This is a genomic window from Mesorhizobium sp. M1273, assembly GCF_040318195.1.
GTDB lineage: Bacteria > Pseudomonadota > Alphaproteobacteria > Rhizobiales > Rhizobiaceae > Mesorhizobium.
Genome location: NZ_JAMYLV010000029.1, coordinates 50,671 through 71,143 on the forward strand (window position 1 = coordinate 50,671; position 20,473 = coordinate 71,143).

General features: G+C 63.5%; 23 protein-coding genes and 1 pseudogene. 7 read left to right on the forward strand and 17 right to left on the reverse strand.

From position 1 onward, the window contains the following. Positions 1 to 56: 56 nt before the first annotated feature. From NKH30_RS24800 to NKH30_RS24820, 5 genes are read right to left on the reverse strand one after another with little or no spacing between them, the layout of a single operon-like run. Positions 57 to 752, reverse strand: a complete 696-nt coding sequence (locus tag NKH30_RS24800) for a hypothetical protein (protein WP_352997410.1) — start codon at positions 750 to 752, stop codon at positions 57 to 59. Between the two features lie 8 nt (positions 753 to 760). After that, positions 761 to 1,186, reverse strand: coding sequence for a DUF1178 family protein (locus NKH30_RS24805; RefSeq protein ID WP_352471325.1), 426 nt, complete (start codon positions 1,184 to 1,186; stop codon positions 761 to 763). Then, positions 1,183 to 2,049, reverse strand: a complete 867-nt coding sequence (locus tag NKH30_RS24810; protein WP_352491812.1) for a carbon-nitrogen hydrolase family protein — start codon at positions 2,047 to 2,049, stop codon at positions 1,183 to 1,185. Before NKH30_RS24810 ends, NKH30_RS24805 begins: the two co-directional genes overlap by 4 nt. Before the next feature lie 10 nt (positions 2,050 to 2,059). After that, complete coding sequence (grxC, locus tag NKH30_RS24815) at positions 2,060 to 2,329, reverse strand: glutaredoxin 3 (protein ID WP_352491813.1); 270 nt, start codon at positions 2,327 to 2,329, stop codon at positions 2,060 to 2,062. Positions 2,330 to 2,357: 28 nt separating this feature from the next. Beyond that, complete coding sequence (locus NKH30_RS24820; RefSeq protein WP_352997411.1) at positions 2,358 to 3,158, reverse strand: ComF family protein; 801 nt, start codon at positions 3,156 to 3,158, stop codon at positions 2,358 to 2,360. A 54-nt stretch (positions 3,159 to 3,212) separates the two neighbouring features. Between NKH30_RS24820 and NKH30_RS24825 the strand changes: the two genes are divergently transcribed. Continuing rightward, the gene (locus NKH30_RS24825; RefSeq protein ID WP_352997412.1) at positions 3,213 to 4,085 is read left to right on the forward strand and encodes a methyltransferase domain-containing protein; all 873 of its coding nucleotides are present in this window, start codon (positions 3,213 to 3,215) and stop codon (positions 4,083 to 4,085) included. A 50-nt stretch (positions 4,086 to 4,135) separates the two neighbouring features. Here NKH30_RS24825 and NKH30_RS24830 read toward each other — a convergent pair whose 3' ends face one another. The 5 genes from NKH30_RS24830 to argJ all read right to left on the reverse strand — a co-directional run bounded on the left by NKH30_RS24830 (position 4,136) and on the right by argJ (position 7,332). Next, on the reverse strand, positions 4,136 to 4,315 hold the full coding sequence (locus NKH30_RS24830) for a Flp family type IVb pilin (protein ID WP_023677981.1): 180 nt from the start codon (positions 4,313 to 4,315) through the stop codon (positions 4,136 to 4,138). A gap of 144 nt (positions 4,316 to 4,459) precedes the next feature. Beyond that, the gene (locus NKH30_RS24835; RefSeq protein ID WP_023677980.1) at positions 4,460 to 4,765 is read right to left on the reverse strand and encodes a hypothetical protein; all 306 of its coding nucleotides are present in this window, start codon (positions 4,763 to 4,765) and stop codon (positions 4,460 to 4,462) included. Positions 4,766 to 4,892: 127 nt separating this feature from the next. Beyond that, on the reverse strand, positions 4,893 to 5,315 hold the full coding sequence (locus NKH30_RS24840) for a (deoxy)nucleoside triphosphate pyrophosphohydrolase (RefSeq protein WP_023677979.1): 423 nt from the start codon (positions 5,313 to 5,315) through the stop codon (positions 4,893 to 4,895). Next, positions 5,312 to 6,091 (reverse strand): GNAT family N-acetyltransferase, encoded by a 780-nt coding sequence (locus tag NKH30_RS24845; RefSeq protein ID WP_352471332.1) that lies wholly within the window; start codon positions 6,089 to 6,091, stop codon positions 5,312 to 5,314. The genes NKH30_RS24840 and NKH30_RS24845 overlap by 4 nt, the downstream gene beginning before the upstream one ends. Then, the gene (argJ, locus tag NKH30_RS24850; RefSeq protein WP_352471333.1) at positions 6,091 to 7,332 is read right to left on the reverse strand and encodes a bifunctional glutamate N-acetyltransferase/amino-acid acetyltransferase ArgJ; all 1,242 of its coding nucleotides are present in this window, start codon (positions 7,330 to 7,332) and stop codon (positions 6,091 to 6,093) included. The genes NKH30_RS24845 and argJ overlap by 1 nt, the downstream gene beginning before the upstream one ends. A gap of 179 nt (positions 7,333 to 7,511) precedes the next feature. On the opposite strand from argJ, the gene NKH30_RS24855 reads away from it, so the two are divergent. After that, positions 7,512 to 8,738: a caspase family protein gene (locus NKH30_RS24855; protein ID WP_352997413.1), complete on the forward strand. Its 1,227-nt coding sequence runs from the start codon at positions 7,512 to 7,514 to the stop codon at positions 8,736 to 8,738. Positions 8,739 to 8,741: 3 nt separating this feature from the next. Here the strand turns inward: NKH30_RS24855 and NKH30_RS24860 are convergent, their stop codons facing one another. Beyond that, positions 8,742 to 8,978 carry a putative antibiotic biosynthesis monooxygenase gene (locus NKH30_RS24860; protein WP_352471336.1) on the reverse strand — a complete coding sequence of 79 codons (237 nt, stop codon included), beginning with the start codon at positions 8,976 to 8,978 and terminating at the stop codon, positions 8,742 to 8,744. 109 nt (positions 8,979 to 9,087) lie between these two features. Between NKH30_RS24860 and NKH30_RS24865 the strand changes: the two genes are divergently transcribed. Further along, positions 9,088 to 9,744: a TetR/AcrR family transcriptional regulator gene (locus NKH30_RS24865; RefSeq protein WP_352745514.1), complete on the forward strand. Its 657-nt coding sequence runs from the start codon at positions 9,088 to 9,090 to the stop codon at positions 9,742 to 9,744. Between the two features lie 43 nt (positions 9,745 to 9,787). Here the strand turns inward: NKH30_RS24865 and NKH30_RS24870 are convergent, their stop codons facing one another. Beyond that, on the reverse strand, positions 9,788 to 10,705 hold the full coding sequence (locus NKH30_RS24870) for a peptidylprolyl isomerase (protein ID WP_352456658.1): 918 nt from the start codon (positions 10,703 to 10,705) through the stop codon (positions 9,788 to 9,790). 252 nt (positions 10,706 to 10,957) lie between these two features. Between NKH30_RS24870 and secA the strand changes: the two genes are divergently transcribed. Further along, positions 10,958 to 13,690, forward strand: coding sequence for a preprotein translocase subunit SecA (secA, locus tag NKH30_RS24875; RefSeq protein ID WP_352767982.1), 2,733 nt, complete (start codon positions 10,958 to 10,960; stop codon positions 13,688 to 13,690). Between the two features lie 148 nt (positions 13,691 to 13,838). Here the strand turns inward: secA and NKH30_RS24880 are convergent, their stop codons facing one another. Continuing rightward, a complete protein-coding gene (locus NKH30_RS24880; protein ID WP_352767985.1) occupies positions 13,839 to 16,493 on the reverse strand; it encodes a helix-turn-helix transcriptional regulator in 2,655 nt (884 codons plus the stop codon). Between the two features lie 142 nt (positions 16,494 to 16,635). On the opposite strand from NKH30_RS24880, the gene NKH30_RS24885 reads away from it, so the two are divergent. The 3 genes and pseudogenes from NKH30_RS24885 to NKH30_RS24895 all read left to right on the forward strand — a co-directional run bounded on the left by NKH30_RS24885 (position 16,636) and on the right by NKH30_RS24895 (position 17,859). Continuing rightward, complete coding sequence (locus tag NKH30_RS24885) at positions 16,636 to 16,908, forward strand: DUF4242 domain-containing protein (RefSeq protein ID WP_352767987.1); 273 nt, start codon at positions 16,636 to 16,638, stop codon at positions 16,906 to 16,908. A gap of 67 nt (positions 16,909 to 16,975) precedes the next feature. Then, entirely contained in the window at positions 16,976 to 17,197 is a 222-nt protein-coding gene (locus NKH30_RS24890) for a hypothetical protein (protein ID WP_352743846.1), read from the forward strand. A gap of 162 nt (positions 17,198 to 17,359) precedes the next feature. After that, positions 17,360 to 17,859: pseudogene (locus NKH30_RS24895) on the forward strand (hypothetical protein). A gap of 370 nt (positions 17,860 to 18,229) precedes the next feature. On the opposite strand, the gene NKH30_RS24900 reads toward NKH30_RS24895, so the two are convergent. Genes NKH30_RS24900 through NKH30_RS24915 form a run of 4 tightly spaced genes read right to left on the reverse strand, consistent with a single transcriptional unit; the run spans position 18,230 to position 20,443 of the window. Then, complete coding sequence (locus tag NKH30_RS24900) at positions 18,230 to 19,306, reverse strand: helix-turn-helix domain-containing protein (protein ID WP_352743845.1); 1,077 nt, start codon at positions 19,304 to 19,306, stop codon at positions 18,230 to 18,232. A 5-nt stretch (positions 19,307 to 19,311) separates the two neighbouring features. After that, positions 19,312 to 19,947 carry a hypothetical protein gene (locus NKH30_RS24905; protein WP_352767993.1) on the reverse strand — a complete coding sequence of 212 codons (636 nt, stop codon included), beginning with the start codon at positions 19,945 to 19,947 and terminating at the stop codon, positions 19,312 to 19,314. 42 nt (positions 19,948 to 19,989) lie between these two features. After that, positions 19,990 to 20,205, reverse strand: a complete 216-nt coding sequence (locus NKH30_RS24910) for an RNA-binding protein (RefSeq protein ID WP_352683016.1) — start codon at positions 20,203 to 20,205, stop codon at positions 19,990 to 19,992. Between the two features lie 40 nt (positions 20,206 to 20,245). Beyond that, positions 20,246 to 20,443, reverse strand: a complete 198-nt coding sequence (locus NKH30_RS24915; RefSeq protein ID WP_352997414.1) for a hypothetical protein — start codon at positions 20,441 to 20,443, stop codon at positions 20,246 to 20,248. Positions 20,444 to 20,473: the final 30 nt, after the last annotated feature.

Genomic DNA, 20,473 nt, shown 5'->3' on the forward strand with positions numbered 1-20,473 from the left:
GGGCGGCGGCATCGCCGCTCTGGGCGGAAGCGAATCCCCACAAGCGAAACGGAGCATCATTTTCGCTTGTCGAAATGCGCTTCAGCTTCTTGTCGCCTGATACGCCTCTGATATCGCTGCCGTGCGAAAAAGACGATCAAGTCTGCCAGCCAACCTGGAGCATTGAGATGGAGCAAGGCATCACGCGCGCTATCAATTTGCCGACCATTCATCGCTACATTGGAAAAATCCGAGGGTTCCGTTTGTCGAGCTTCGACCCATTGACGAATACTCGCCCCGTCCGGCAGTTTCGCCGCAAAAGCCAGTTCACGTCTCATGCAAACCCACTCCACCCGGTGGCGCAATTCCTCCTCATAGCCAATGCCTCGCTGACGGAGACGCGCATGCGTCGCCTCATGCACTATCGCGCTGGCGATCTGGTCGGTCAGCGTGTGCTCGCCTAGAACAAATCGCCGATCAAGCTCGCAAGTCGAAGTCGATTTCACAAATTGCGCAGCGGCACCTGGATTGATTGTAATCCAGATCCGTTTGAGATCGCGGACCAGACGGCTGTATCGAACAGGGTCAAATTCTTGAATCAACCGCAGCGCGGCGGCAACCTTATCTGCATCTTTCCCACCGCTCTCGCCATTATAGAAAACTGGCAACCCATCGATCGTCCTCTTGTCGATCGACTTTATAGCCAACCAGCTGAAAACACGGATCACTACCTCTGAACCACGCCGCTTTTCAGTCTTCTCCGGATGGGGCAAGACTTTCCTCAGTTGCGGTCGTCGGGGAAGCTTGGAATAGGCATGAACTCGACGCCGTCTTCTGCGAGGCTCTTGGCCTCGTCCAGTGTCGCCTCGCCATAGATACCGCGCGGATCGCTTTCACCGAAATGGATCTTGCGCGCTTCCTCGGCGAATTTGTCGCCGACATAGTCGGCATTCTCGCGCACCTTGTCGGCCAGGGCCTTGAGCTGCGCCAGCGCCTGCTTCTGCGCCTCGCCCATGGCCAGCGCGATGCTTTCGCGCTTGCGCCCGGTGGAGACGGCAGGCGCCATCAGCGCCTTGTCGACCTTGTGCGAGCCGCAGGCCGGGCAATCGACGAAACCGCGCCTCTTCTGGGTGTCGAAATCGTCGTTGCTGCGGAACCAGGCCTCGAATTCGTGCTCGTGTTCGCAGATCAGGGAAAAGCGGATCAAGAGGCGGCACCCCTGAGCGGCATTGCCTCCGCCGAACCGGCGTTTACGGCAAAATCGCGTGCGTTTTTGAGATTCGGTATCTTCTTGCGCGCAGCGACTGACTGCGCCGGGTCGATCTCGGCGACGATCACCGCCGGCTCGTCATGCGCAGCTTCGGCGACGATGCGGCCCCAGGGATCGACGATCAGCGAATGGCCGTAGGTTTCGCGGCCGTCCTCGTGCACGCCGCCTTGCGCGGCGGCAACCACATAGGCGCCGTTCTCGATGGCGCGCGCCCTGAGCAGCACGTGCCAATGCGCTTCGCCGGTCTGGCGGGTGAAGGCGGCGGGCACCGAAAGCAGATCGGCGCCGGCCAGCGCCTCGGCACGGAACAGCTGCGGAAAGCGCAGATCGTAGCAGACGGCAAAGCCGAGCTTCGCGCCATTGACTTCGGCGACGACGGCCTCGGTGCCAGGCTCATAGGCGGCGGATTCGCGCCAGCTCTCGCCATTGTCGAGATCGACGTCGAACATGTGGATCTTGTCGTAGGTGGCAATCGTGGCGCCGTCCGGCCCGAACAGAAGGGCGCGGTTGGCAAGCTTGCCGTCGGCGCGCAGAATGGCGGTCGAGCCGATATGCAGGAAAATGCCGAGCTCCTTGGCCAGCCGCCGCGACGTCGAGACGACGATGTCCTTGTCTTCGGAGGTGAACGAGGCGGCCCGCGCTTGGCTGTCGCGGATCAGCGCGCCGGTCATTTCCGGCGTCTGGATATAGGTCGCGCCAAGGCCTGCCGCCTCGCGCACCAGCCGTTCCAGATCGACCGCATTGCGCTCCGGGCTGGTTCCCGAACGCATCTGGATCGCCGCCGCCTTGAAACCACCCATCGTCATGTCCTTATCTGGCCGAGCCGTTGGCGAGCAATTTGTCCAGCCGTCCTTCCGCCTCCAATTCGTGGAGATCGTCAGAGCCGCCGACATGCGTGTCGCCGATGAATATCTGCGGAAAGGTGGAACGGCCGTGAGCGCGGGAGATCATCTCCTGGCGCAGCTCCGGCGAGAAGGAGGCGTCGTGCTCGGTGTAGGTCACACCCTTCCTGTCGAGCAGCCGCTTGGCCGCGGTGCAATAGCCGCACATCATCCGCGTGTAGATCGTCACATCGACCATCGGTCAGCAATCCTGCCTCGTTCCTAGGCTATATAGGCGCCGATTCGTCGGCCCGAAAGTCCCCCGGCAGCACACGCGCGAAGGTCAGTACGTCGACCGCGCCGGCACCGCCCTTCTTCAACGCCTTGGCGACCGCGCGGACGGTGGCGCCGGTGGTGTAGACATCGTCGATCAGCAGCACCCGGCGGCCGGTGATTTCGATCTCCGCCTCATCAGGCACTTTGAATGCGGCGCGAACATTTTCCTCGCGTTCCCGCCGCTCCAGCCCGACCTGCTGGCGCGTGAGTTTGACGCGCCTGATGGCTGATGGCGCGAAAGGCCGCTCGCCGAGTTGCGCCACCGCCCGCGCCAGTTCCGCCGACTGGTTGAACTGCCGCCTGAAGAAACGCCGCCAGTGCAGCGGCACCGGCACGACCACATCGGCCTCGGCGATGAGCTCGGCACCGGCGCGAAGCATCCAGCGCGCCATCCACGGCGCCAGATCGGTGCGGTCCTGGTATTTCAGCCCTTGCACCATCTGGCGGGCAACGCCGGAATAGGCGACCGCCGCCCGCGCGCGCTCGAACGGCGGCGGGTCGACTATCGCCTCCGCCGACAGGAAACCCTCACCCATATTGTGGGTGAACGGCGTGCCCATCACCGGGCACCACGGCCGTTCCAGCAGCCTGAGTTTCGGCCAGCAGGCGCCGCACAACACGCCGGGCTGCGAGACATGGCGGCGGCAGCCGGCACAGACGGGCGGGAACAAGAGGCGCGCTGGCCAGCCCAATGCCTTGCGGGCAATGCTCTTGATCGCAATACGCTTGATCTCTGGCATGGGATCGGCCACGTGGTTGGTCCTCCGCATCACTATATCAGAGAGCGAAGCACAAGGACCTGCCCATTGCAGCCTGTAATTGACACCTCGCTCTGGCTGGCGCGCAAGCGCCGGGCACTGGCCCGCCCCATCGCCAGCGCGGATTTCCTCATGCGGCGTGCGGCCGAGGATCTTGCCGACCGGCTCGGCGCCGTCGAACGCAGGTTCGGCAAGGCGGCCTCATTGTTTTGCCAGACGCCGGCAGCAGCAGAGGTGCTCGCCGAAAGCGGCAAGGTGACGGAAAACGTGCGCGTCGAGGCCGACGCCGCTTTCCTGGGTGGCCAGCCAGGACTGTTGGCGCCGTTGGAAACCGTGCCATTCGAGCCGGAAAGCCTCGACCTCGCAGTCTCGCTGCTGTCGCTGCAGGCGATGAACGACATTCCCGGCATGCTGGTGCAGGTCCGCCGGGCGCTGAAGCCGGACGGGCTTTTCCTTGGCGCCTTCGCCGGCACAGGCACGCTCTCCGAACTGCGCGAAAGCCTGCTTGCCGCCGAGACCGAACTCTATGGCGGCGCCAGCCCGCGTGTGATCCCGTTCACCGACGTCCGCGACGCCGGCGCGCTGCTGCAGCGCGCCGGCCTGGCACTGCCAGTTGCCGACGTCGAGACGATCACGGTGCGCTACGATTCGCTATTTGGCCTGATCGCCGATCTGCGCGCCATGGGCGAGACCAGCGCGCTTGTCGACCGCAGCAGGCGGCCGGGCACGCGAGCGCTGTTCGCGCGCGCCGCCGAAATCTATGCGGAGCGGTTTTCGGATGCCGATGGCCGCGTCAGGGCGAGTTTCTCGATGGTCTGGATGTCAGGCTGGGCGCCCGATGCCTCTCAGCAAAAGCCGCTGAAGCCGGGCTCCGCAAAAATATCGCTGAAGACAATCCTGGAAAACCCCGGCGGCCCCTGAGCGCATCCTTGCGCAAAAGCTAAGCGTATCCCACGCAAAAGCTAAGCAGGTCACTGTGCAAAAGCGTTGGCAAGCTTGCTGCTGTTGTCGCTGAACAACCACTGGATGGCGCCGGCAGCCTGGCCAATACCAGCGACAATGGCAAGCGACAGAACGGCGACGATCAAACCATATTCGATAGCCGTCGCACCCCTCTCGTCTTCTAAAAATCGTTGCAGCAACATTTTCATGGGCGCCTATCCCTCTTGCCCGAACCTAGCGCCGACCCGTTAAGAAAGGTTAATGCGACAGGCTTAACGCGCGGTGAACCAGCTGCATTCTAGGAACCAGCTGCATTCTAGGAGACAGCCGAATCCTGAAGATCTGTTGAGGGGTCAGCAGTCGCCGCTGCTTCTGCCATCGGCCCGTATAACGCAGACCGAACTGGGCAGCGGCTGCAGCACGCTCTTGCGTAGCGTATAGCTGTCGCGCTGGCCGATCGAGCCGGTGCTCATCGTATCAAGCCCGTCGCGGGCAAACTGCGAGCGGGTCCGGCTGTCGAGATAGGGCGTCGCGATCAAGGCCAGAGCCACCGCGGCCGAGCCGAATAAGAGGGCGATGCGCAATATTCCCATTCCGGCATTGGCGGCGCCAGGAAGGCGGTCGGGCCAAGGCGAGTCCCAGTCCTTTTCAAGGCTCATGCAAATCGCTCCCCAGCGGTGGAATCGGCGAAACCGCCTAGCGTCAATTTTTCACGGTCAGATAAATCTTTCATTAACGCTGCTGCCGGCGCGTTGCGGCGCTGCCCCATTTACGGCAGGTCGGCCGCTACAGCAGATCGATGAGGAACTGGATCAGCGGGGCATCGGCCGGCGGCATTGGAAAATCGCGCATCTGGCGCGGCCGCACCCATTTCAGCACCTGGCCTTCCTTCGGCTGGGCAATGCCGCGGAACCGACGGCAGACGAACAGCGGCATCAGCAGGTGAAAATCATCGTAGGAATGGCTGGCGAAGGTGAGTGGCGCCAGGCAAGGGATGTCGGTTTCGATGCCGATCTCCTCGTACAATTCGCGGATCAGGCATTGTTCCGGCGTCTCACCGGGCTCGACCTTGCCGCCCGGAAACTCCCACAGGCCGGCGAGTTGCTTGCCTTCGGGCCGCTGCGCCAAAAGCACGCGCCCATCGGCATCGACCAGCGCGCAGGCCGCGACCAGGAGCAGGCGTTTGCCGATCGTATCCAAGCCGCTCATGCGCCGGGTGGCCGGCGATAGCGATAGCGATAGACTTCGTCGAATCCGAGCGAACGGTAGAGCGCCAGCGCCGGCGCGTTGTCCGCCTCGACCTGCAGCCAGGCTTCCCGCGCCCCGCGCAGCCGCGCCCATTTCAGCGCCGACCGGATGAGATGGCGGCCATGGCCCTGGTTGCGCACCGACCTGTCAGTGGCGATCTCGAACAGGCCGGCAAGGTCGCCGTCATGCACGCAGATCAACGTTGCCAGCGGTTCGCTGCCGGCCTCCAGCGCAAACAGCCCGGCCTCCGGCTGGATGGCGCCGATGATCTCCGACAGGCCCGGACGCAGCGACACATCCGAGCCGCTCACCTTGAGCGCCGCGCCGATGAAACGGCTGATGTCCTTCAACGGAATCTGGTCCATGGCATCGTCGAGCGCGGCGTCCGCCAGCGGCAGCCGCATGACCAGCGACTCCGCGAACGTACTCCAGCCTTCGCTGTCGAGGTACTTCGAAAGATCAGGCCCCGACAGCGGTGAGATGCGAAAGGTCAGCGGCCTGCCATAGGCGTCGAAGCGGCGGCTGGCGCGACCGATGCGCTCGGCAATGTGCTGGATGTCGCCCGGATCGAGCGGATTGACCGAGTTCAGCCGCTTGGCCGGGTGGCCGGCCGTCAGCCGCACCACCCAGGTGCCGTCATAATGGACGGCGGCCGCCGGCCAGGCGCGAAAGCCGGCCGCCTCATAGCGGCGCACGATCGCCAACACGCTTGCCGGATGTCTGGAAGCCAACGCCATCAGCTCCGATAATCGCCGTTTATGGCGACATATTCCTTGGTGAGATCGCAGGTCCACACCGTCGCCTTGCCGCGGCCGATGCCGATGTCGGCGCGGATGCGGATCTCGTCGCGCTTCATATACGCCGAAGTCGCCTCCTCGGAATAGGCGGCGTCGCGCTCGCCCTGATAGGCCAGGCGGTTGTCGCCGAACCAGATCGACAGAAGGTCGCGGTCGGCCGGTTCGCCGGCCTTGCCGACAGCCATGACGACGCGGCCCCAATTGGCGTCCTCGCCGGCGACTGCCGTCTTGACCAGCGGCGAATTGGCGATCGACAGCGCGATGCGCTTGGCCGAGCGGGCCGATTTGGCCCCGGTGACGGTGACCTCGACCTGCTTGCGGGCGCCCTCGCCGTCGCGCACCACCTGCAGTGCCAGCGATTTCAGCACCTTGCCGAGGGCACGGCGGAAGGCGCCGAGGCGCGCATCCTTGGGGTCGGAAATTGCCGGCGCGCCGCGCCTGGCGGCAGCACCCGTGGCGAACATCAGCAGCGTGTCGCTGGTCGAGGTGTCGCTGTCGACGGTAACCGCGTTGAAGGTCTTGGCCGTGCCGCGCGACAGGAGGTCCTGCAGCACCGGTGCTGCGATCGGCGCATCGGTGGCGATGAAGGAAAGCATCGTCGCCATGTCGGGCGCGATCATCCCGGCGCCCTTGGCGATACCGTTGATGGTGACGTCGGCATCGCCGAGCTTGACCGTCGCGGTCGCCAGTTTGGGATAGGTGTCGGTAGTCATGATCGCCTTGGCGGCTTCGGTCCACAATTCCGGCTTGCCGTCCTTGACCAGCCCGGCCAGCAGATGGCTGAACTTGCCGGCGTCGAGCGGTTCGCCGATGACGCCGGTCGAGGCCAGGAATACCTCGCCCGCTGTGCAATCGGCCGCTTTCGCCGCCACCTCGCCCGTGAGTGCCGTCGAGGCGCGGCCCTTCTGGCCGGTAAAGGCATTGGCATTGCCGGAATTGACAACCAGCACGCGTGCCTTGCCAGCCACGAGGTTCTGCCGGCAGAAATCGACCGGCGCCGAAGGGCATTTCGACCTGGTGAACACGCCGGCGACGGTGGTGCCGGCGTCGAACACCATGGCCAGCAAGTCGGTGCGGTTCTTGTATTTTATGCCGGCCTCGGCGGTGGCGATGCGCACGCCCTCGATCACCGGCATCTTGGGATATTTCTTCGGCGCGAGCGGCGAAACCTGTGTGGACATGGAAGACCCCGGGCGGGAAAAATCGCGAAAGGAACGCCGGTTTGCCCGATAGCACGCGCTGGCGCAAGGCGTTTCACAGCCGTTACGGGTGCCGGAAGCCTGACACCGCCTCATGCAGCAAGCAGGCTGTTGCAAATTTGTTGGCGTCGCTGCGACCGATAGCGCTATGATCCTGCCCCATGGGCAGGCTTGTGGTCTTGGCACTGGCGTTTCTGGGCTTTCTGCTGCTGCGCGCCGATGCGCAGACGGCGCGGCGCGTGGCGCTTGTGGTCGGCAACGGCAGCTACGCCGAAGCCGGCACGCTGGCCAATCCCGTCAACGATGCGCTCGACATCGCCGACAAGCTGCGCGCCATCGGTTTCGAGGTGATCGAAGGCAACGATCTCGGCAAGCGCGAGCTCGAACGCAAGATCGGCGAATTCTCCGATGCGCTGCAGGGTGCCGGTGCCGGGCTGTTCTACTATGCCGGCCACGGCCTGCAGGTCGACGGGCGCAACTTCATCGTGCCGGTCGACGCCCGGCTGGACATGCCGGTCAAGCTGCAGCTCGAGGCGGTGCCGATCGACGAGGTTCTCGACATCATGGAGCAGCAGACCAAGGTCAGCCTGGTCTTCCTCGATGCCTGCCGCAACAACCCGTTTGCCCGAAGTCTCAGCCGCAGCGCCACGACGCGCTCGGCGACGGCTCTCGCCGGTCTTGCCCAGTTCGAGTCGACACGCGGCTCATTCATCGCCTTCTCGACTGCGCCCGGCGCCGTCGCAATGGACGGGACGGGACGCAACTCGCCGTTTGCGGCGGCACTTTTGCGGCATATGGCCGAGCCCGGACAGAGCATCAACGACATGATGATTGCGGTGCGCCGCGACGTCGTTTCGGCAACTCGCGAGGCGCAGCGTCCCTGGGAGCAGGGGTCGCTGCTCGAGCGTTTCGAATTCGTTCCGGGCGGAGACACTGCCCAGCAACCGAAACCGGCCGTCAGCCCGGCTCCCGCGTCGCAGGTGGCTGCGCTCGAACGCTCCGTCGGCGACGAGGGTGCCATCGAAAAATTCTTGCGCGAAAACTATCTGGCGCCTGATGCCGGGAAAATGCGCGAAACCGTCAAGCGGCTTTACGGTTCGTCGGCCATCATCTACGGCACGCGCTACGACAGCGAGGCGATCGTCAAGGTCAAGACCGACTGGTTCGCGCAATGGGCATCGTGGTCGTTCGGTCTCGAGCCCGGCAGCCTTGAGGTGACGCCGCATGGCAAGGACCGTGCCGATGCGGTTTTCGCGATGACCTACGATTATGTGCCAAAGGACAACTCGGCGCCACGGCTGACCGGCAAGGCACGGGTCATGCTGCAACTCGTGCTGGCCGATGGCGCGTGGCGCGTTGCGTCGGAAACGTCGCAAGCGCTGGAATGAACATCAGCGGACCGCTGGGTTGATGAACCCGCGAAACGCCCGCTGCACGCCCGGAATCAGTCCCCAGATCATGATCGAGACCATCAGCGGCGCGATGACCAGCGTACGCTGCCAGATTTGCCATTCCTGCGTCAGCGGAAAAACCACGTACAAAATGGCAGTGATCAGTGGATACACGCCGAGCAGCACCAGCAGGGCGAAGCGCAGGCGCGAAAAGCGGGTCACGGCGGTCGAGTTCATCAAACTCTCCTTATCGTTACGGAACGTTCCGTTACATATAAAACGGATCGTTCCGTTTCGTCAAGAGTTGTATATGATGGCTGGCGAAATCGCGGGTAAGGAAGAAGAGATGGGCGAAATCACCGATCCCGGGCGCAAGTCGGCTGGCGCACGGCGCAGCCCGGAAAGCGCCGATGCGATTCTCGATGCCGCCGAGGCGGTACTGGTCGAAGCTGGCTATTCCGGCTTCTCGATCGAGGCGGTGGCGCGCCGCGCACGCGCCGGAAAACCGACGATCTATCGCTGGTGGCCAAGCAAGGCCGCCTTGCTGCTCGACGTTTATCAACGGCAAAAGCGCGTCGACAATCCCGATACCGGGAACCTTGCGGAGGATCTCGTCGGCTTTCTGAAGAGCTTGTTCGCGCATTGGCGCGACACGTCGTCGGGCAGCGTGTTCAGATCGCTGATTGCCGAGGCGCAGTCGGACGAAAAAGCCGCCGCCGCCCTCGCCGAATATGCAAGAGGGCGTCGCATCCACACCGGCCAGATGGTCGAACGCGCCAAGGCAAGGGGAGAAATAGCTGCCGACGTCGATGCCACTGTCGTCGCCGACCTGATCGCCTCGTTCGCCTGGACGCATCTTCTGACGAACCGCCTGGACGAGGACGAAGCGACGCTGCGCAGGGCGGTCGGCTATGTCTTGAAAGGCATAGTCGCTGACGATGCCGGCGACGCCACGGCGCTCCGGCGGCGGCGTCGACGCATCATCGCTCGCCCTACCAAATAGAAGCGACAGGGCGGCAGCGCGCCCTGTCGTAGCCCAATCTGGCCTATTTGGCGCTTTCCAGTGCGTCGACCGTCTTCTTCAGGTTCGCATCGGGGATGTCGACCTTGGCGTTGGCGCGCAGCGACTTGACCAGCGCGAAATACTTGTCGCGGATGACCGCCTGGCGCGCCTGGTCCTTGACCTGGTCGAACGCCGGCGGCTGCTTGGTGCGCTTGTCCTCGACCTTGATGACGTGCCAGCCGAACTGCGACTGCACCGGCTGGTCGGTATATTTGCCGACCGCCAGCGCAAACACCGCCTTGTCGAATTCCGGCACCATCTGGCCAGGTCCGAACCAGCCGAGATCGCCGCCGCTGGTCTTGCCGCTCGGATCGCTGGTGTGCTCGTTGGCAAGCTTCTGGAAGTCGGCGCCGCCGTCGAGCTGCTTGATGATGGCGTCTGCCTCTTCCTTCGTCTTCACGAGGATGTGACGGGCGTGCACCTCGTTGGTGGGCGGCGTGTTGGCGATTTCCTGGTCGTAGCGGGCGCGGACCTCGGCATCGGTAACCTTGTCGACGACGCCCTTCTCGACCATTTCGCCATGCAGCGCGCGCTGCTGCAGGAAGGCCATGCGGCGCTGGAAGTCGGGATCCTTGTCGAGGCCGGTGGTCACCGCCTGGGCCGCCATCACGCGGATTTCGATCGCCGCCGACAGCGCCGCGGCGCGGCGCTGCTCGGGCGGAAGCTGCGCGAACTGCTGTGACAGCTCGCCCTCGGCAAGCCCAAGGTCTGCCTCGGTCAGCGTCTGGCCGTTGATGGTGGCGACCACGGCGTTCGGATCGACCGGCTTGGCCGCCGGAGCGGGTGCTGCCGGCTGGGCAGGGGCGGCCTCCTGTGCCATCAGCGGCGACAGCGAGAGGGCCGATAGCCCGAATGCCAGACCAAGGCTGGCGAGCGACGCGCGGCGGAACAATACTGACATTACGATTATCTCCAAAGCGGGATAGCTAGAGCGGAATGGCTTCCAGACCAGCAAGATTGTGGCGGAATTTGGCGCGGTCGACAGGGCGAGCGCGGCGTTGACATCGAATGAGCCCCCTCTTATCTGTCCAACGACTTTGCGTCCAGAACCGTTTTCCGGGCGCTTTTTGCATTTGTCCGCGTTCACGTGGAGTTGATGGGGCCAGCCGGCGCCCGTCGCAATGACTTGGAATGCTATCGAAAGGGCCATTGGATGGTCAGTCTCGGCGGTCTCGCCCGTAAGGTTTTCGGCTCCTCCAACGATCGTCGGGTCAAATCGACCCGGCCGCGCGTCGAGGCGATCAATGCCATGGAAAACGAGATGCAGGCGCTTTCCGACGCCGAGCTTCAGGCCCGCACGGACAAATTCCGCCAGGACATCGCCAACGGCGCCAGTCTCGACGACCTCCTGGTGCCGGCCTTCGCCACCGTGCGTGAGGCCGCCCGCCGCGTGCTCGGCATGCGGCCGTTCGACGTGCAGCTGATCGGCGGCATGGTGCTGCACAATGGCGGCATCGCCGAGATGCGCACCGGCGAAGGCAAGACGCTGGTGGCGACGTTGCCGGTCTACCTCAATGCGCTCGCCGGCAATGGCGTCCATGTCGTCACCGTCAACGACTACCTAGCCACGCGCGACTCCGAATGGATGGGCCGCGTCTACAAATTCCTCGGCCTCAAGGTCGGCGTCATCGTCCACGGCCTGTCCGACGAGGAGCGCCGCGTCGCCTACGCCGCCGACGTCACCTACGCCACCAACAACGAGCTCGGCTTCGACTATCTGCGCGACAACATGAAATACGAGCGCGCCCAGATGGTGCAGCGCGGTCACAGCTACGCCATCGTCGACGAGGTCGATTCCATCCTGGTCGACGAAGCGCGCACGCCGCTGATCATTTCCGGTCCGCTCGAGGACCGTTCGGAAATGTACAACACCATCGACACCTTCATCATCCAGCTGCAGCCGCAGGACTACGAGATCGACGAGAAGCAGAAGACCTCGATCTTCACCGAGGAAGGCACCGAGAAGCTGGAGAACATGCTGCGCGATGCCGGCCTGCTCAAGGGCGAGGCGCTCTATGACGTCGAGAACGTCGCCATCGTCCACCACGTCAACAACGCGCTGAAGGCGCACCGGCTGTTCCAGCGGGACAAGGACTATATCGTGCGCAACGGCGAGATCGTCATCATCGACGAGTTCACCGGCCGCATGATGCCCGGCCGCCGTTATTCGGAGGGCCTCCACCAGGCGCTCGAAGCCAAGGAGCATGTGGCGATCCAGCCGGAAAACCAGACGCTCGCCTCGGTCACCTTCCAGAACTATTTCCGCCTCTACAAGAAGCTCGCCGGCATGACCGGCACGGCGCTGACCGAGGCCGAGGAATTCGCCAACATCTACAATCTCGACGTCACCGAGATCCCGACCAACCTGCCGGTCATCCGCATTGACGAAGACGACGAGGTCTACCGGACGGTCGAGGAGAAATACAAGGCGATCGTCAAGGAGATCAAGGAAGCCCGCGCCAAGGGCCAGCCGACGCTGGTCGGCACGACTTCCATCGAGAAGTCCGAGCAGCTGGCCGAACGCCTGCGCAAGGAAGGTTTCAAGGATTTCGAGGTGCTGAACGCCCGCCACCACGAGCGCGAGGCGGCGATCGTCGCCCAGGCCGGCAAGCCCGGCGCCATCACCATCGCCACCAACATGGCCGGCCGCGGCACCGACATCCAGCTCGGCGGCAATGCCGACATGCGCATCGCCGAGGAGCTTGGCGACATGCCGGCCGGCCCCGAGCGCGAAGCCAGGGAAAAGGAAATCCGCGACGACATCGCCCGGCTGAAGGAAAAGGCGCTCGCCGCCGGCGGCCTCTACGTGCTGGCCACCGAACGCCATGAATCGCGCCGCATCGACAACCAGTTGCGCGGCCGCTCGGGCCGCCAGGGCGATCCCGGCCGGTCGAAATTCTTCCTGTCGCTGCAGGACGATTTGATGCGCATCTTCGGTTCCGAGCGCATGGACGGCATGCTGCAGAAGCTCGGCCTCAAGGAAGACGAGGCGATCATCCATCCGTGGATCAACAAGGCGCTGGAAAAGGCGCAGAAGAAGGTCGAGGCGCGCAACTTCGACATCCGCAAGAACCTCTTGAAATACGATGACGTCTCGAACGACCAGCGCAAGGTGGTGTTCGAGCAGCGCATCGAGCTGATGGACGGCGAGGGCCTGTCCGAGACCATCACAGAGATGCGCGAAGGCGTCATCGAGGAGATCGTCGCCAAGAACATTCCCGAAAACGCCTATGCCGAGCAGTGGAACGTCGCCGGCCTCAAGGCCGAGATCGCCGAATTCCTCAATCTCGATCTGCCGGTCGAGGACTGGGTCAAGGAAGAAGGCATCGCCGAGGACGACATCCGCGAGCGCGTCAGCCAGGCAGCCGAGGCCGCCGCCAAGGAACGCGCCGAGCGCTTCGGTCCCGACGTGATGACCTATGTCGAACGCTCCGTGGTGCTGCAGACGCTCGATCATCTGTGGCGCGAGCACATCGTCAATCTCGACCATCTGCGCTCGGTCGTCGGCTTCCGCGGCTATGCGCAGCGCGATCCGCTGCAGGAGTACAAGGGCGAAGCGTTCGAGCTGTTCCAGGCGATGCTGGGCAATCTGCGCCAGGCCGTCACCGCGCAATTGATGCGCGTCGAGCTGGTCCGCCAGGCGGCGGAAGCGCCGCCGCCCGAGGCCCCCGACATGTTCGGCAGCCACATCGACGGCTTCACCGGCGAGGACGATTTCGAAGGTGGCGAGACGGCCGTGCTGGTCCGCCAGGAGACCAACGCCGTCGTCGCCCCCGAAGACCGCGACCCGAAGAACCCGGCCACCTGGGGCAAGGTCGGCCGCAACGAGGCTTGCCCGTGCGGGTCAGGGAAAAAATACAAGCATTGTCATGGGGCGTTTGCGTAAGGCACTGCTTTCCTTCGCCCCGTTCACGGGGAGTAGGTGCCCGAAGGGCAGAGCCAGCGTTTGCGATTAGCCAATCTCCCCACCTGAGGGGGAGATGGCCGGCAGGCCAGAGGGGGGCGCGAAGGATCGCGACCCGAAGAAGACAGGCTCAAATCAACCCCGAATCGCGCGCCGCGGCCGTCGCCTCACCCCGCGAAACCGCGTCCAGCTTGCCCAGAACCGCCGAGACGTGGTGATCGACCGTCTTCGGCGAGATGGTCAGGTGCTCGGCGATCCGCTTGTTGGAAAAGCCGCGCTCGATCAGTTGCAGCACCTCCATCTGGCGCTGGGTCAGGCCGGCGCGATTGGCGCGCGTGGTTTGGCGCGGCCCCCTTGCGATGCCGTTGACGCCGTTGCGGCGCATGATATCGCGCAGGTGAACGGCGACCGGCCTGGCGCCGAGGCTTTCGAAAATCTCCAGCGCCAGGCGCTGCGCGGTCTCGTCGCCCTCTGCCAACGCCAGCCCGCGTTCGTAGGGCGCGTTCATCTCGGCCCATAGTTCTGCCGCCGCCCGCCAGTCGCCGGCGAGCAACAGCCGGTAGGGCGCAGCCATGCCGACGGTATCGCCTGGATCCATGTCCGGCGCCAGCTTCTGCCGCCACGTCGCCAGCTCGCCGAAAACCGCCCGCGTCGTCGACAAGCTCTCAGCCAGTGCGATCAGGCCGAGCGCCTCATCCTTGTCAGCCTGGCCGAGCCACGCCCGTTCGGCCATCAGCGCCGCATAGGGCGCCAGCCGCTGCAATTCCAATCCCTTGTCCAGGAACTGCGTCATTTCGGCAAAAAGCGGCTCGGCGGACGGGTCGCCGCGCCGTATCCGCAGCTTTGCCAGGGCCACCACGGCGGGATAGCGGACCAGCATCGTCGCCTGGTCGTTGGCGATCACCTCGAGCGCCTCGCCGGCAGCCTCTTCCCATTGCCCCTGGCGCAGCAGCAACTGGGCCAGCACGCCGCGCATATAGTCGCGCCAGGTGACGAGGTCGTTTTCGACGCAATAGTTGATGCCGCGATCGAGGAACGACCGCGCCTCAGCGAAGCCGAGCTGGTTCATCTCGCTGCAGGCGCTGTTGGTGAAGGCGCGCGCCGCATGTTCCTGAAAATTCTGCTCCAGCGCGATCTCCAGGCTGCGAGCAAGGTGCAGCCGTCCGTTTCCCAGATCCAGCCACTGCTCGGCGCTGCCGACATTGTTGAGCGCGTGGCAGACGATGTCGGGCCGGTTCAGTTGTTCGGCGAGCGCAATCGCCTTGTTGCCGAGCCGCAGCGTGTCGTCGAGCCTTTCGGCCAGCATCGCCAGTTGCGAGAGGTTGGAATAGGCCATGGCGAGCTCCGGCCCGGCCGGCGCGGTCTCCAGCAGCTGAACCGCCTGCTCGCCAAGGGCATCGGCAGCCATGCGGTCGCCAAGCAGGTAAGCAAAGCGCGACAGCCATCTGAGGCAATCCCCTTCCTTCGCCGTATTCCCCTGGGCCTGATGCAGCCGGCGCGCCTGGTCCTGCGCGGCGATGGCCTCGTCGATCTTGCCGATGAGGTGGCACTCGAAGGCATATTTCTCATGGAGCGCCGTGCGCTCCTCCACCGGCAGGCCGTCGGCCTGCCGCAACACGGCTTCATAGAAGCCGGCCGCATCGCGATGGGCGCCGACGCGGGAGGCCTCGCGCGCCGCAACCGGGGCCAGCTCGCGCACTGCCTGCAGATTGTGCGCCTCCACCGCGTGATGCACCAGGCGGCCGGTGGAGACCTCATTGTTTTCGAGCAGGGCGGCCAGGGCGCGCTGGTTGAACTGCCGCCGGTGGCTCGTCGTCAGCATCGCCTCGATGGCGCGGCGGGCGATCTCGTGCCGGAACGCATAGCCATCGCCCTGATCCTCCAGCAAGCCGTTGGCGACGCATTCGGCAAGCTGGCCGGCGCTGGCGACGCCGCACAGGCCCTGCAACGCCCAGGCATCGGCCCGGCGTGGAAACACCGACACCGCGTCGAGCATCGCGCGGGCGCCGGCCGACAGGCGCTCGGCCCGCGCCAGAACCGCGTCGCGCACGCTTGCCGGCAGCGCCGTTTTTTCCTCGCATCCGCTGCACAACAGTTCGGTGACGAAAAAGGCGTTGCCCGCCGTCGCCCGGTAGATGGCATCGCCATCGCGCCCCGCCGCCTCGGCCAGCGACAGCACCGCCGACTCGCTGAGCAGCGGCACGTCGATGCGCGCGACGCTGCCTGCCGGTATCTCGCCGAGCGCGCGGCGCACCCGCATCTGTCCCTCGCTGCGATCGGTGCGCGCCGTCAGCAGCAGCAAGAGATGCCTGTTGGCGATGCGCCGGCCGAGAAAGCGGACGAAATCGAGCGTCGCATCATCGGCCCAGTGCAAGTCCTCGATCACCAGCAGGGTCGGCTGCGCCTTTGTCTCGAAGATGTCGAGTGCATCCGAAAACAGCGGCAGCCTCTGTCCTTGCCGATGATCGATCGCCTGCGGCAGCGCCCATTGCGCGTCCCGCGCCAGATCGTAAAGCGGCCCGAGCGGATCGGGTATCGACAGATCCTCGCAGGCGCTGCGGAATATGCGCGTGGCTTGCGCAGTCCGGTCGATGAAGGCCTCTACAAGCGCGGTCTTGCCGGCCCCGGCCTCGCCAGCAAGCACCGCGACGCAGCCACGGCCGCGCCCGGCATCGGCCAGCAGCCCGTCGAGTCGCTCCAGCTGTTTCTGCCGTTCCAGAAGCATCATTCGCTCACGCAGATCGAGTTCGCCGAAAAGGCGGACCCGCGATGGACCCGCCAACATATCCCCCGCTCATAACGCTGCCAACATAGGGAATCGTCCCGCCAAAAATGGGGAAAGGCTCCGATGTGCGCTCTTGCCGGGCGTGATCAATGTCGAGCCGCGCTCAAACCGGGCGTGACCCACTGGAGAAAGGAAGGCTTCCATGCCTCGCTATCTGATTGAACGCACATTCCCGGACGGCCTCAACGTGCCGATGAACGAAGCCGGCGCCGACGCGCTGGGCGGTGTCATCATGCGCAATGCCGAAAAGGGCGTTACCTGGCTGCAGTCCTACGTGTCGCCGGACAAGAAGCGCAGCTTCTGCATCTACGACGCGCCCTCGCCCGAGGCGATCCGCAGCACCGCCCAGAAGAATTCGCTGCCTGTCGACAAGATCACGGAGGTGCGGGTTCTTGACCCCTACTTTTACCGTTGATGGCAGGCAAACCCCAAGTGGCGGACAAAAGGGTGAGTATCAAACTGCCATCCGCGGCAATTGCGACATGCCTGATAGCATGCCGGTCGGCGAACCGGCGCCTGTCGTGGGAAACCCCGGCGGTTCCCTGCTTGGCCGTCTATGGCGGATCGCCGCGGCGCTGCCTTCGCGTCTGCTGGGCAGGCGGCGCCGGCTGCCCCCGCAAGACGATTATCTGAGGCAGGACATGGGACTGCCGGACCGTGAGCAGCGGCGCGAATACTGGGAATATTATTGGTGGGACCATTAGGCCGCCGCGCCGTTTGGACGGGCTGAAACAAGCCGTGCAACCGGCCGCATCATTGCGGCCGACATGAAAACAGGACGAGCGACCTGTTTCGCAAAATTCCAACGGACGCCGCAGCGTTGAGCAGACCCGATCGGTGCGCGTCCTCAAACAACCGGAGAGAACATGAACATCAATCTTTGCACCGGGCGCCTTGCCGCCCTGGCCATCCTGTCGATCGCCGCCACCGCGGCCCAGGCAAAGGACGGCAATCCGTGGCCGACATGGTACGCGCGGCCAACAGCCGCTTCGAGAATGTGGCGGCGGCAACCGCCGAGGGCTATGCGCCCATTCCCTGCGCCAGCGGCATCACCGGCGGCGCCATGGGCATCCACTACGTCAATCCCGGCTACCTCAAGGATGACGTGGTCGATGTCGCCAAGCCCGAAGCCGTGATGTACGAGCCGATGGCCGACGGCAAATTGCAGCTGGTGGCGGTCGAATACATCACCTCGAAAGGCCCGGCCTCGCTCGACGGACATCTGTTCAACTTCAACAGCGCGCCCAACCGCTATGGCCTCGGCCCGTTCTACGAGCTGCATGTCTGGGCCTGGAAGGGCAACCCGACCGGCGCGTTCGCGGACATGAACCCGAATGTTTCATGTGATGCGATGAAGGGGATGTAAACGGGGCTCTTCCTTCTCCCCGTTCTACGGGGAGAAGGTGCCCGACGGGCGGATGAGGGGCAGCGGGGACGTCCGCGGTTGGCCAATCTCCCTACCCACCCGAGCGGAGTGAGAAGCGGTCCGCGCAGCGGACAAAAAGCCAATTGCTTGGCTTGTAGGGCTTCGAAGGCCAGGCCAGAGAGGGGGCGCTGTCCCGCAGGCTTGACCCGCCAAAATCCCGCGAAGGCGGCTTCGTCCACAGTCATTTCCTCAACCATCTTCACCTGCACGCCGATCTTCTGGTCCTTCAGCAGGTCGCATAGTCCGTCGCCATCGATCAGGTCGATGGCCGGGAGTTTCGTCGCGCACAGCCTCGCGCCGGGCGCTCACATCATATGATGCGCAGCGGCGCGAGAATATCGTCGCGGTCTGGTCGAACGACCGGTCCTGCCAAACCCCAAATCAATCCCTCTAGTTCGTCTGGCGGCAGATGCAGCAATGCTGCGATCTCATGTTTCGTCATGCGCTCGCTCCAAAGATGAGCGAGAATCTTTCGCCAAACCGCCGACGTTTCGCGCTCGATGCCGTTCGGCTCACCGGTTCGATAGCCACGGCGGCCTAGTTCAATGCAGGCTGATTTGTATTGCCACTCCGTGAGCAGGCTCAATGAATGAAGCCTATACGCCATCGCCATCGCAGATACGCGCCAGCGGGCTTTCGCACGGAGGATAATATCTACGGTAATGAATCGGGGCACACGTGAACGCACGTCGTGTTCCGGCATCAAGAATGCCGAAGCGAATTGGTTTGCCTCGCGTTCGGCAAGACGTGACCGTTGCGCACCAGCGTGCCTGTGCATCACCAGATGACATAGCTCATGGGCAGAATCGAAAATGCTATGCTCTGGCGTCTTGTAATTGTTCAAAAAGATATAAGGCCTCTCGTCGCGCCAGAACGAAAAGGCATCGACAGAGCTAGTTGCTTCCGACAGAGAGAAAACCCTCACGCCGTGGACCTCTAGCAGGCCAAGCATATTGCCGATTGGTTTCTCGCCGAGATTCCAATACCCGCGCAGAGCGCGGGCGGCCACTTCCGGGTCTGTTTCATAGCTTAAGTCGAGAAGGTTGGTGTCGGGCAGGCTGAATTGCTCTTCAAGCCAATCACTAAGTTCCAAACCCAGGCGTCCTGCGTTGATCGCCGCATCCCGTTCCTTCGCGCTCATTTTTGAAAGACTGCGAAAGCTAACGGCTGTCGTATCAAGCTCGTCAGGGTCATCCAGGTGGAAAAAGGTTGCCGGGTAGTCCAGCGCGGTGGCAAGCTTGCCGATGCTCATCTCGTCGGGTTCGTTTTCTCCGTTTTCGATGCGCGAAACGGTAATCGGGGACAACCCCGCAGCTTCAGCGAGTCCTTTACCTGTCATCCGCCGTCGTTTCCGAGCGAGGACGAGCCTTTTCGGATTGAATGCCATGACGATTACTTCTTGCGAGCAACCTTCGGGTCGAAATCATCGGCGACATCATCGCTATCAAACGACAGCTTCGGCTCTGCATCCAGATCACTGCCATCCGAGAGGAAAAGCCGCTCCACAAAATGCGTAAATCGACCGCCCTTCACAACGGGACAACTCAATTCGGCCGCCCCGTCCGGAGCAACCATCAAGTAGTATACAGTCCAGCCTTTCTCGTCGGCTTGATGGACCGGAGCATAGCTAGGCAGGCCACCAAACAGGTCATTGCCCGCGCAAAGGCGCTCCGCGCCAGCTCCCTTGCTGGAACGCGGCTTCGGGTCATGGTGATCGCTGCAGGCGATGTCGACGTTCGCAAAGACGATCTTGATGCGCCTTGCCTCATTCCGGATTGTTTCGACACCATTTGTCCGGTCAAGAACCCAATCGGCTCCGACAAACTCATTCCGAAGCGAGAAGGTGCCATAGTGATAAGAGAACGTCCCGGCTGCATTGGCTGGGAAAAATAGGGTCGCATCAGCCGCCGGGCCGACGGCTATGTTCCGAGCAACGAGAAGCTTGGCCCTTTCAAGCTGCAGGTACTCAAGGCGCGGTAGAACCTCCCATTCTTCCCGGAGAACGCGCGTCGGAATCATTTGGGGCATGTGGATAGCTCCGTGTTAACGAATCTTACCATACCGTATGGTTTAAATTATTAACACGCAAGCGCTATTTCTGATTGCCCAACGCTTTTCCGCAGCCTTTTTGGCGATCTCAGCGCGACGCTCTGGCGTCATATTCTCGGCCGCTTCTTTCCGCTCTGCGCCAAGGGCCTTGGCAGTGGGGTCCTTGCCGTCGTCAATCACATCGTCAGCTTTCTCGCCTGTCGCAATGCGCAGGACGCGGACGGCGTTGCCGATCACGTCGGCGGGGCGCTTCTGGCCTTAGGTCCGGTGGGCACTCCTAGTTCTCCGCATGGCTAAAAACGACAGCGCCGTTGTCCTTACGAACTTCAACGGACACGATTCCATCGTCACCCTTTCGGGTTTGGAACATGGAGGTTGCATGATCTTTCGCGGCCTTCTCGTCGTCGAAGATCACCTTGTCGACGATGCCCTGTCTTCCATACCAGATGACAGTGTAGACCATTGTTGCTGCCATGCTTTCCGCTAAGCATATAGGCGTTTTCGC

What these genes read in the sequence shown, in the direction of transcription:
- NKH30_RS24880 (WP_352767985.1), bottom strand. Translation starts at nt 16,493, where the DNA reads ATGTTGGCGGGTCCATCGCGGGTCCGCCTTTTCGGCGAACTCGATCTG.
- NKH30_RS24810 (WP_352491812.1), bottom strand. Translation starts at nt 2,049, where the DNA reads ATGGGTGGTTTCAAGGCGGCGGCGATCCAGATGCGTTCGGGAACCAGC.
- NKH30_RS24835 (WP_023677980.1), bottom strand. Translation starts at nt 4,765, where the DNA reads ATGAGCCTTGAAAAGGACTGGGACTCGCCTTGGCCCGACCGCCTTCCT.
- NKH30_RS24890 (WP_352743846.1), top strand. Translation starts at nt 16,976, where the DNA reads ATGCCTGATAGCATGCCGGTCGGCGAACCGGCGCCTGTCGTGGGAAAC.
- NKH30_RS24855 (WP_352997413.1), top strand. Translation starts at nt 7,512, where the DNA reads ATGGGCAGGCTTGTGGTCTTGGCACTGGCGTTTCTGGGCTTTCTGCTG.
- NKH30_RS24840 (WP_023677979.1), bottom strand. Translation starts at nt 5,315, where the DNA reads ATGAGCGGCTTGGATACGATCGGCAAACGCCTGCTCCTGGTCGCGGCC.
- NKH30_RS24900 (WP_352743845.1), bottom strand. Translation starts at nt 19,306, where the DNA reads ATGGCATTCAATCCGAAAAGGCTCGTCCTCGCTCGGAAACGACGGCGG.
- NKH30_RS24860 (WP_352471336.1), bottom strand. Translation starts at nt 8,978, where the DNA reads ATGAACTCGACCGCCGTGACCCGCTTTTCGCGCCTGCGCTTCGCCCTG.
- NKH30_RS24915 (WP_352997414.1), bottom strand. Translation starts at nt 20,443, where the DNA reads ATGGCAGCAACAATGGTCTACACTGTCATCTGGTATGGAAGACAGGGC.
- NKH30_RS24865 (WP_352745514.1), top strand. Translation starts at nt 9,088, where the DNA reads ATGGGCGAAATCACCGATCCCGGGCGCAAGTCGGCTGGCGCACGGCGC.
- grxC (WP_352491813.1), bottom strand. Translation starts at nt 2,329, where the DNA reads ATGGTCGATGTGACGATCTACACGCGGATGATGTGCGGCTATTGCACC.
- NKH30_RS24870 (WP_352456658.1), bottom strand. Translation starts at nt 10,705, where the DNA reads ATGTCAGTATTGTTCCGCCGCGCGTCGCTCGCCAGCCTTGGTCTGGCA.
- secA (WP_352767982.1), top strand. Translation starts at nt 10,958, where the DNA reads ATGGTCAGTCTCGGCGGTCTCGCCCGTAAGGTTTTCGGCTCCTCCAAC.
- NKH30_RS24845 (WP_352471332.1), bottom strand. Translation starts at nt 6,091, where the DNA reads ATGGCGTTGGCTTCCAGACATCCGGCAAGCGTGTTGGCGATCGTGCGC.
- argJ (WP_352471333.1), bottom strand. Translation starts at nt 7,332, where the DNA reads ATGTCCACACAGGTTTCGCCGCTCGCGCCGAAGAAATATCCCAAGATG.
- NKH30_RS24905 (WP_352767993.1), bottom strand. Translation starts at nt 19,947, where the DNA reads ATGCCCCAAATGATTCCGACGCGCGTTCTCCGGGAAGAATGGGAGGTT.
- NKH30_RS24830 (WP_023677981.1), bottom strand. Translation starts at nt 4,315, where the DNA reads ATGAAAATGTTGCTGCAACGATTTTTAGAAGACGAGAGGGGTGCGACG.
- NKH30_RS24885 (WP_352767987.1), top strand. Translation starts at nt 16,636, where the DNA reads ATGCCTCGCTATCTGATTGAACGCACATTCCCGGACGGCCTCAACGTG.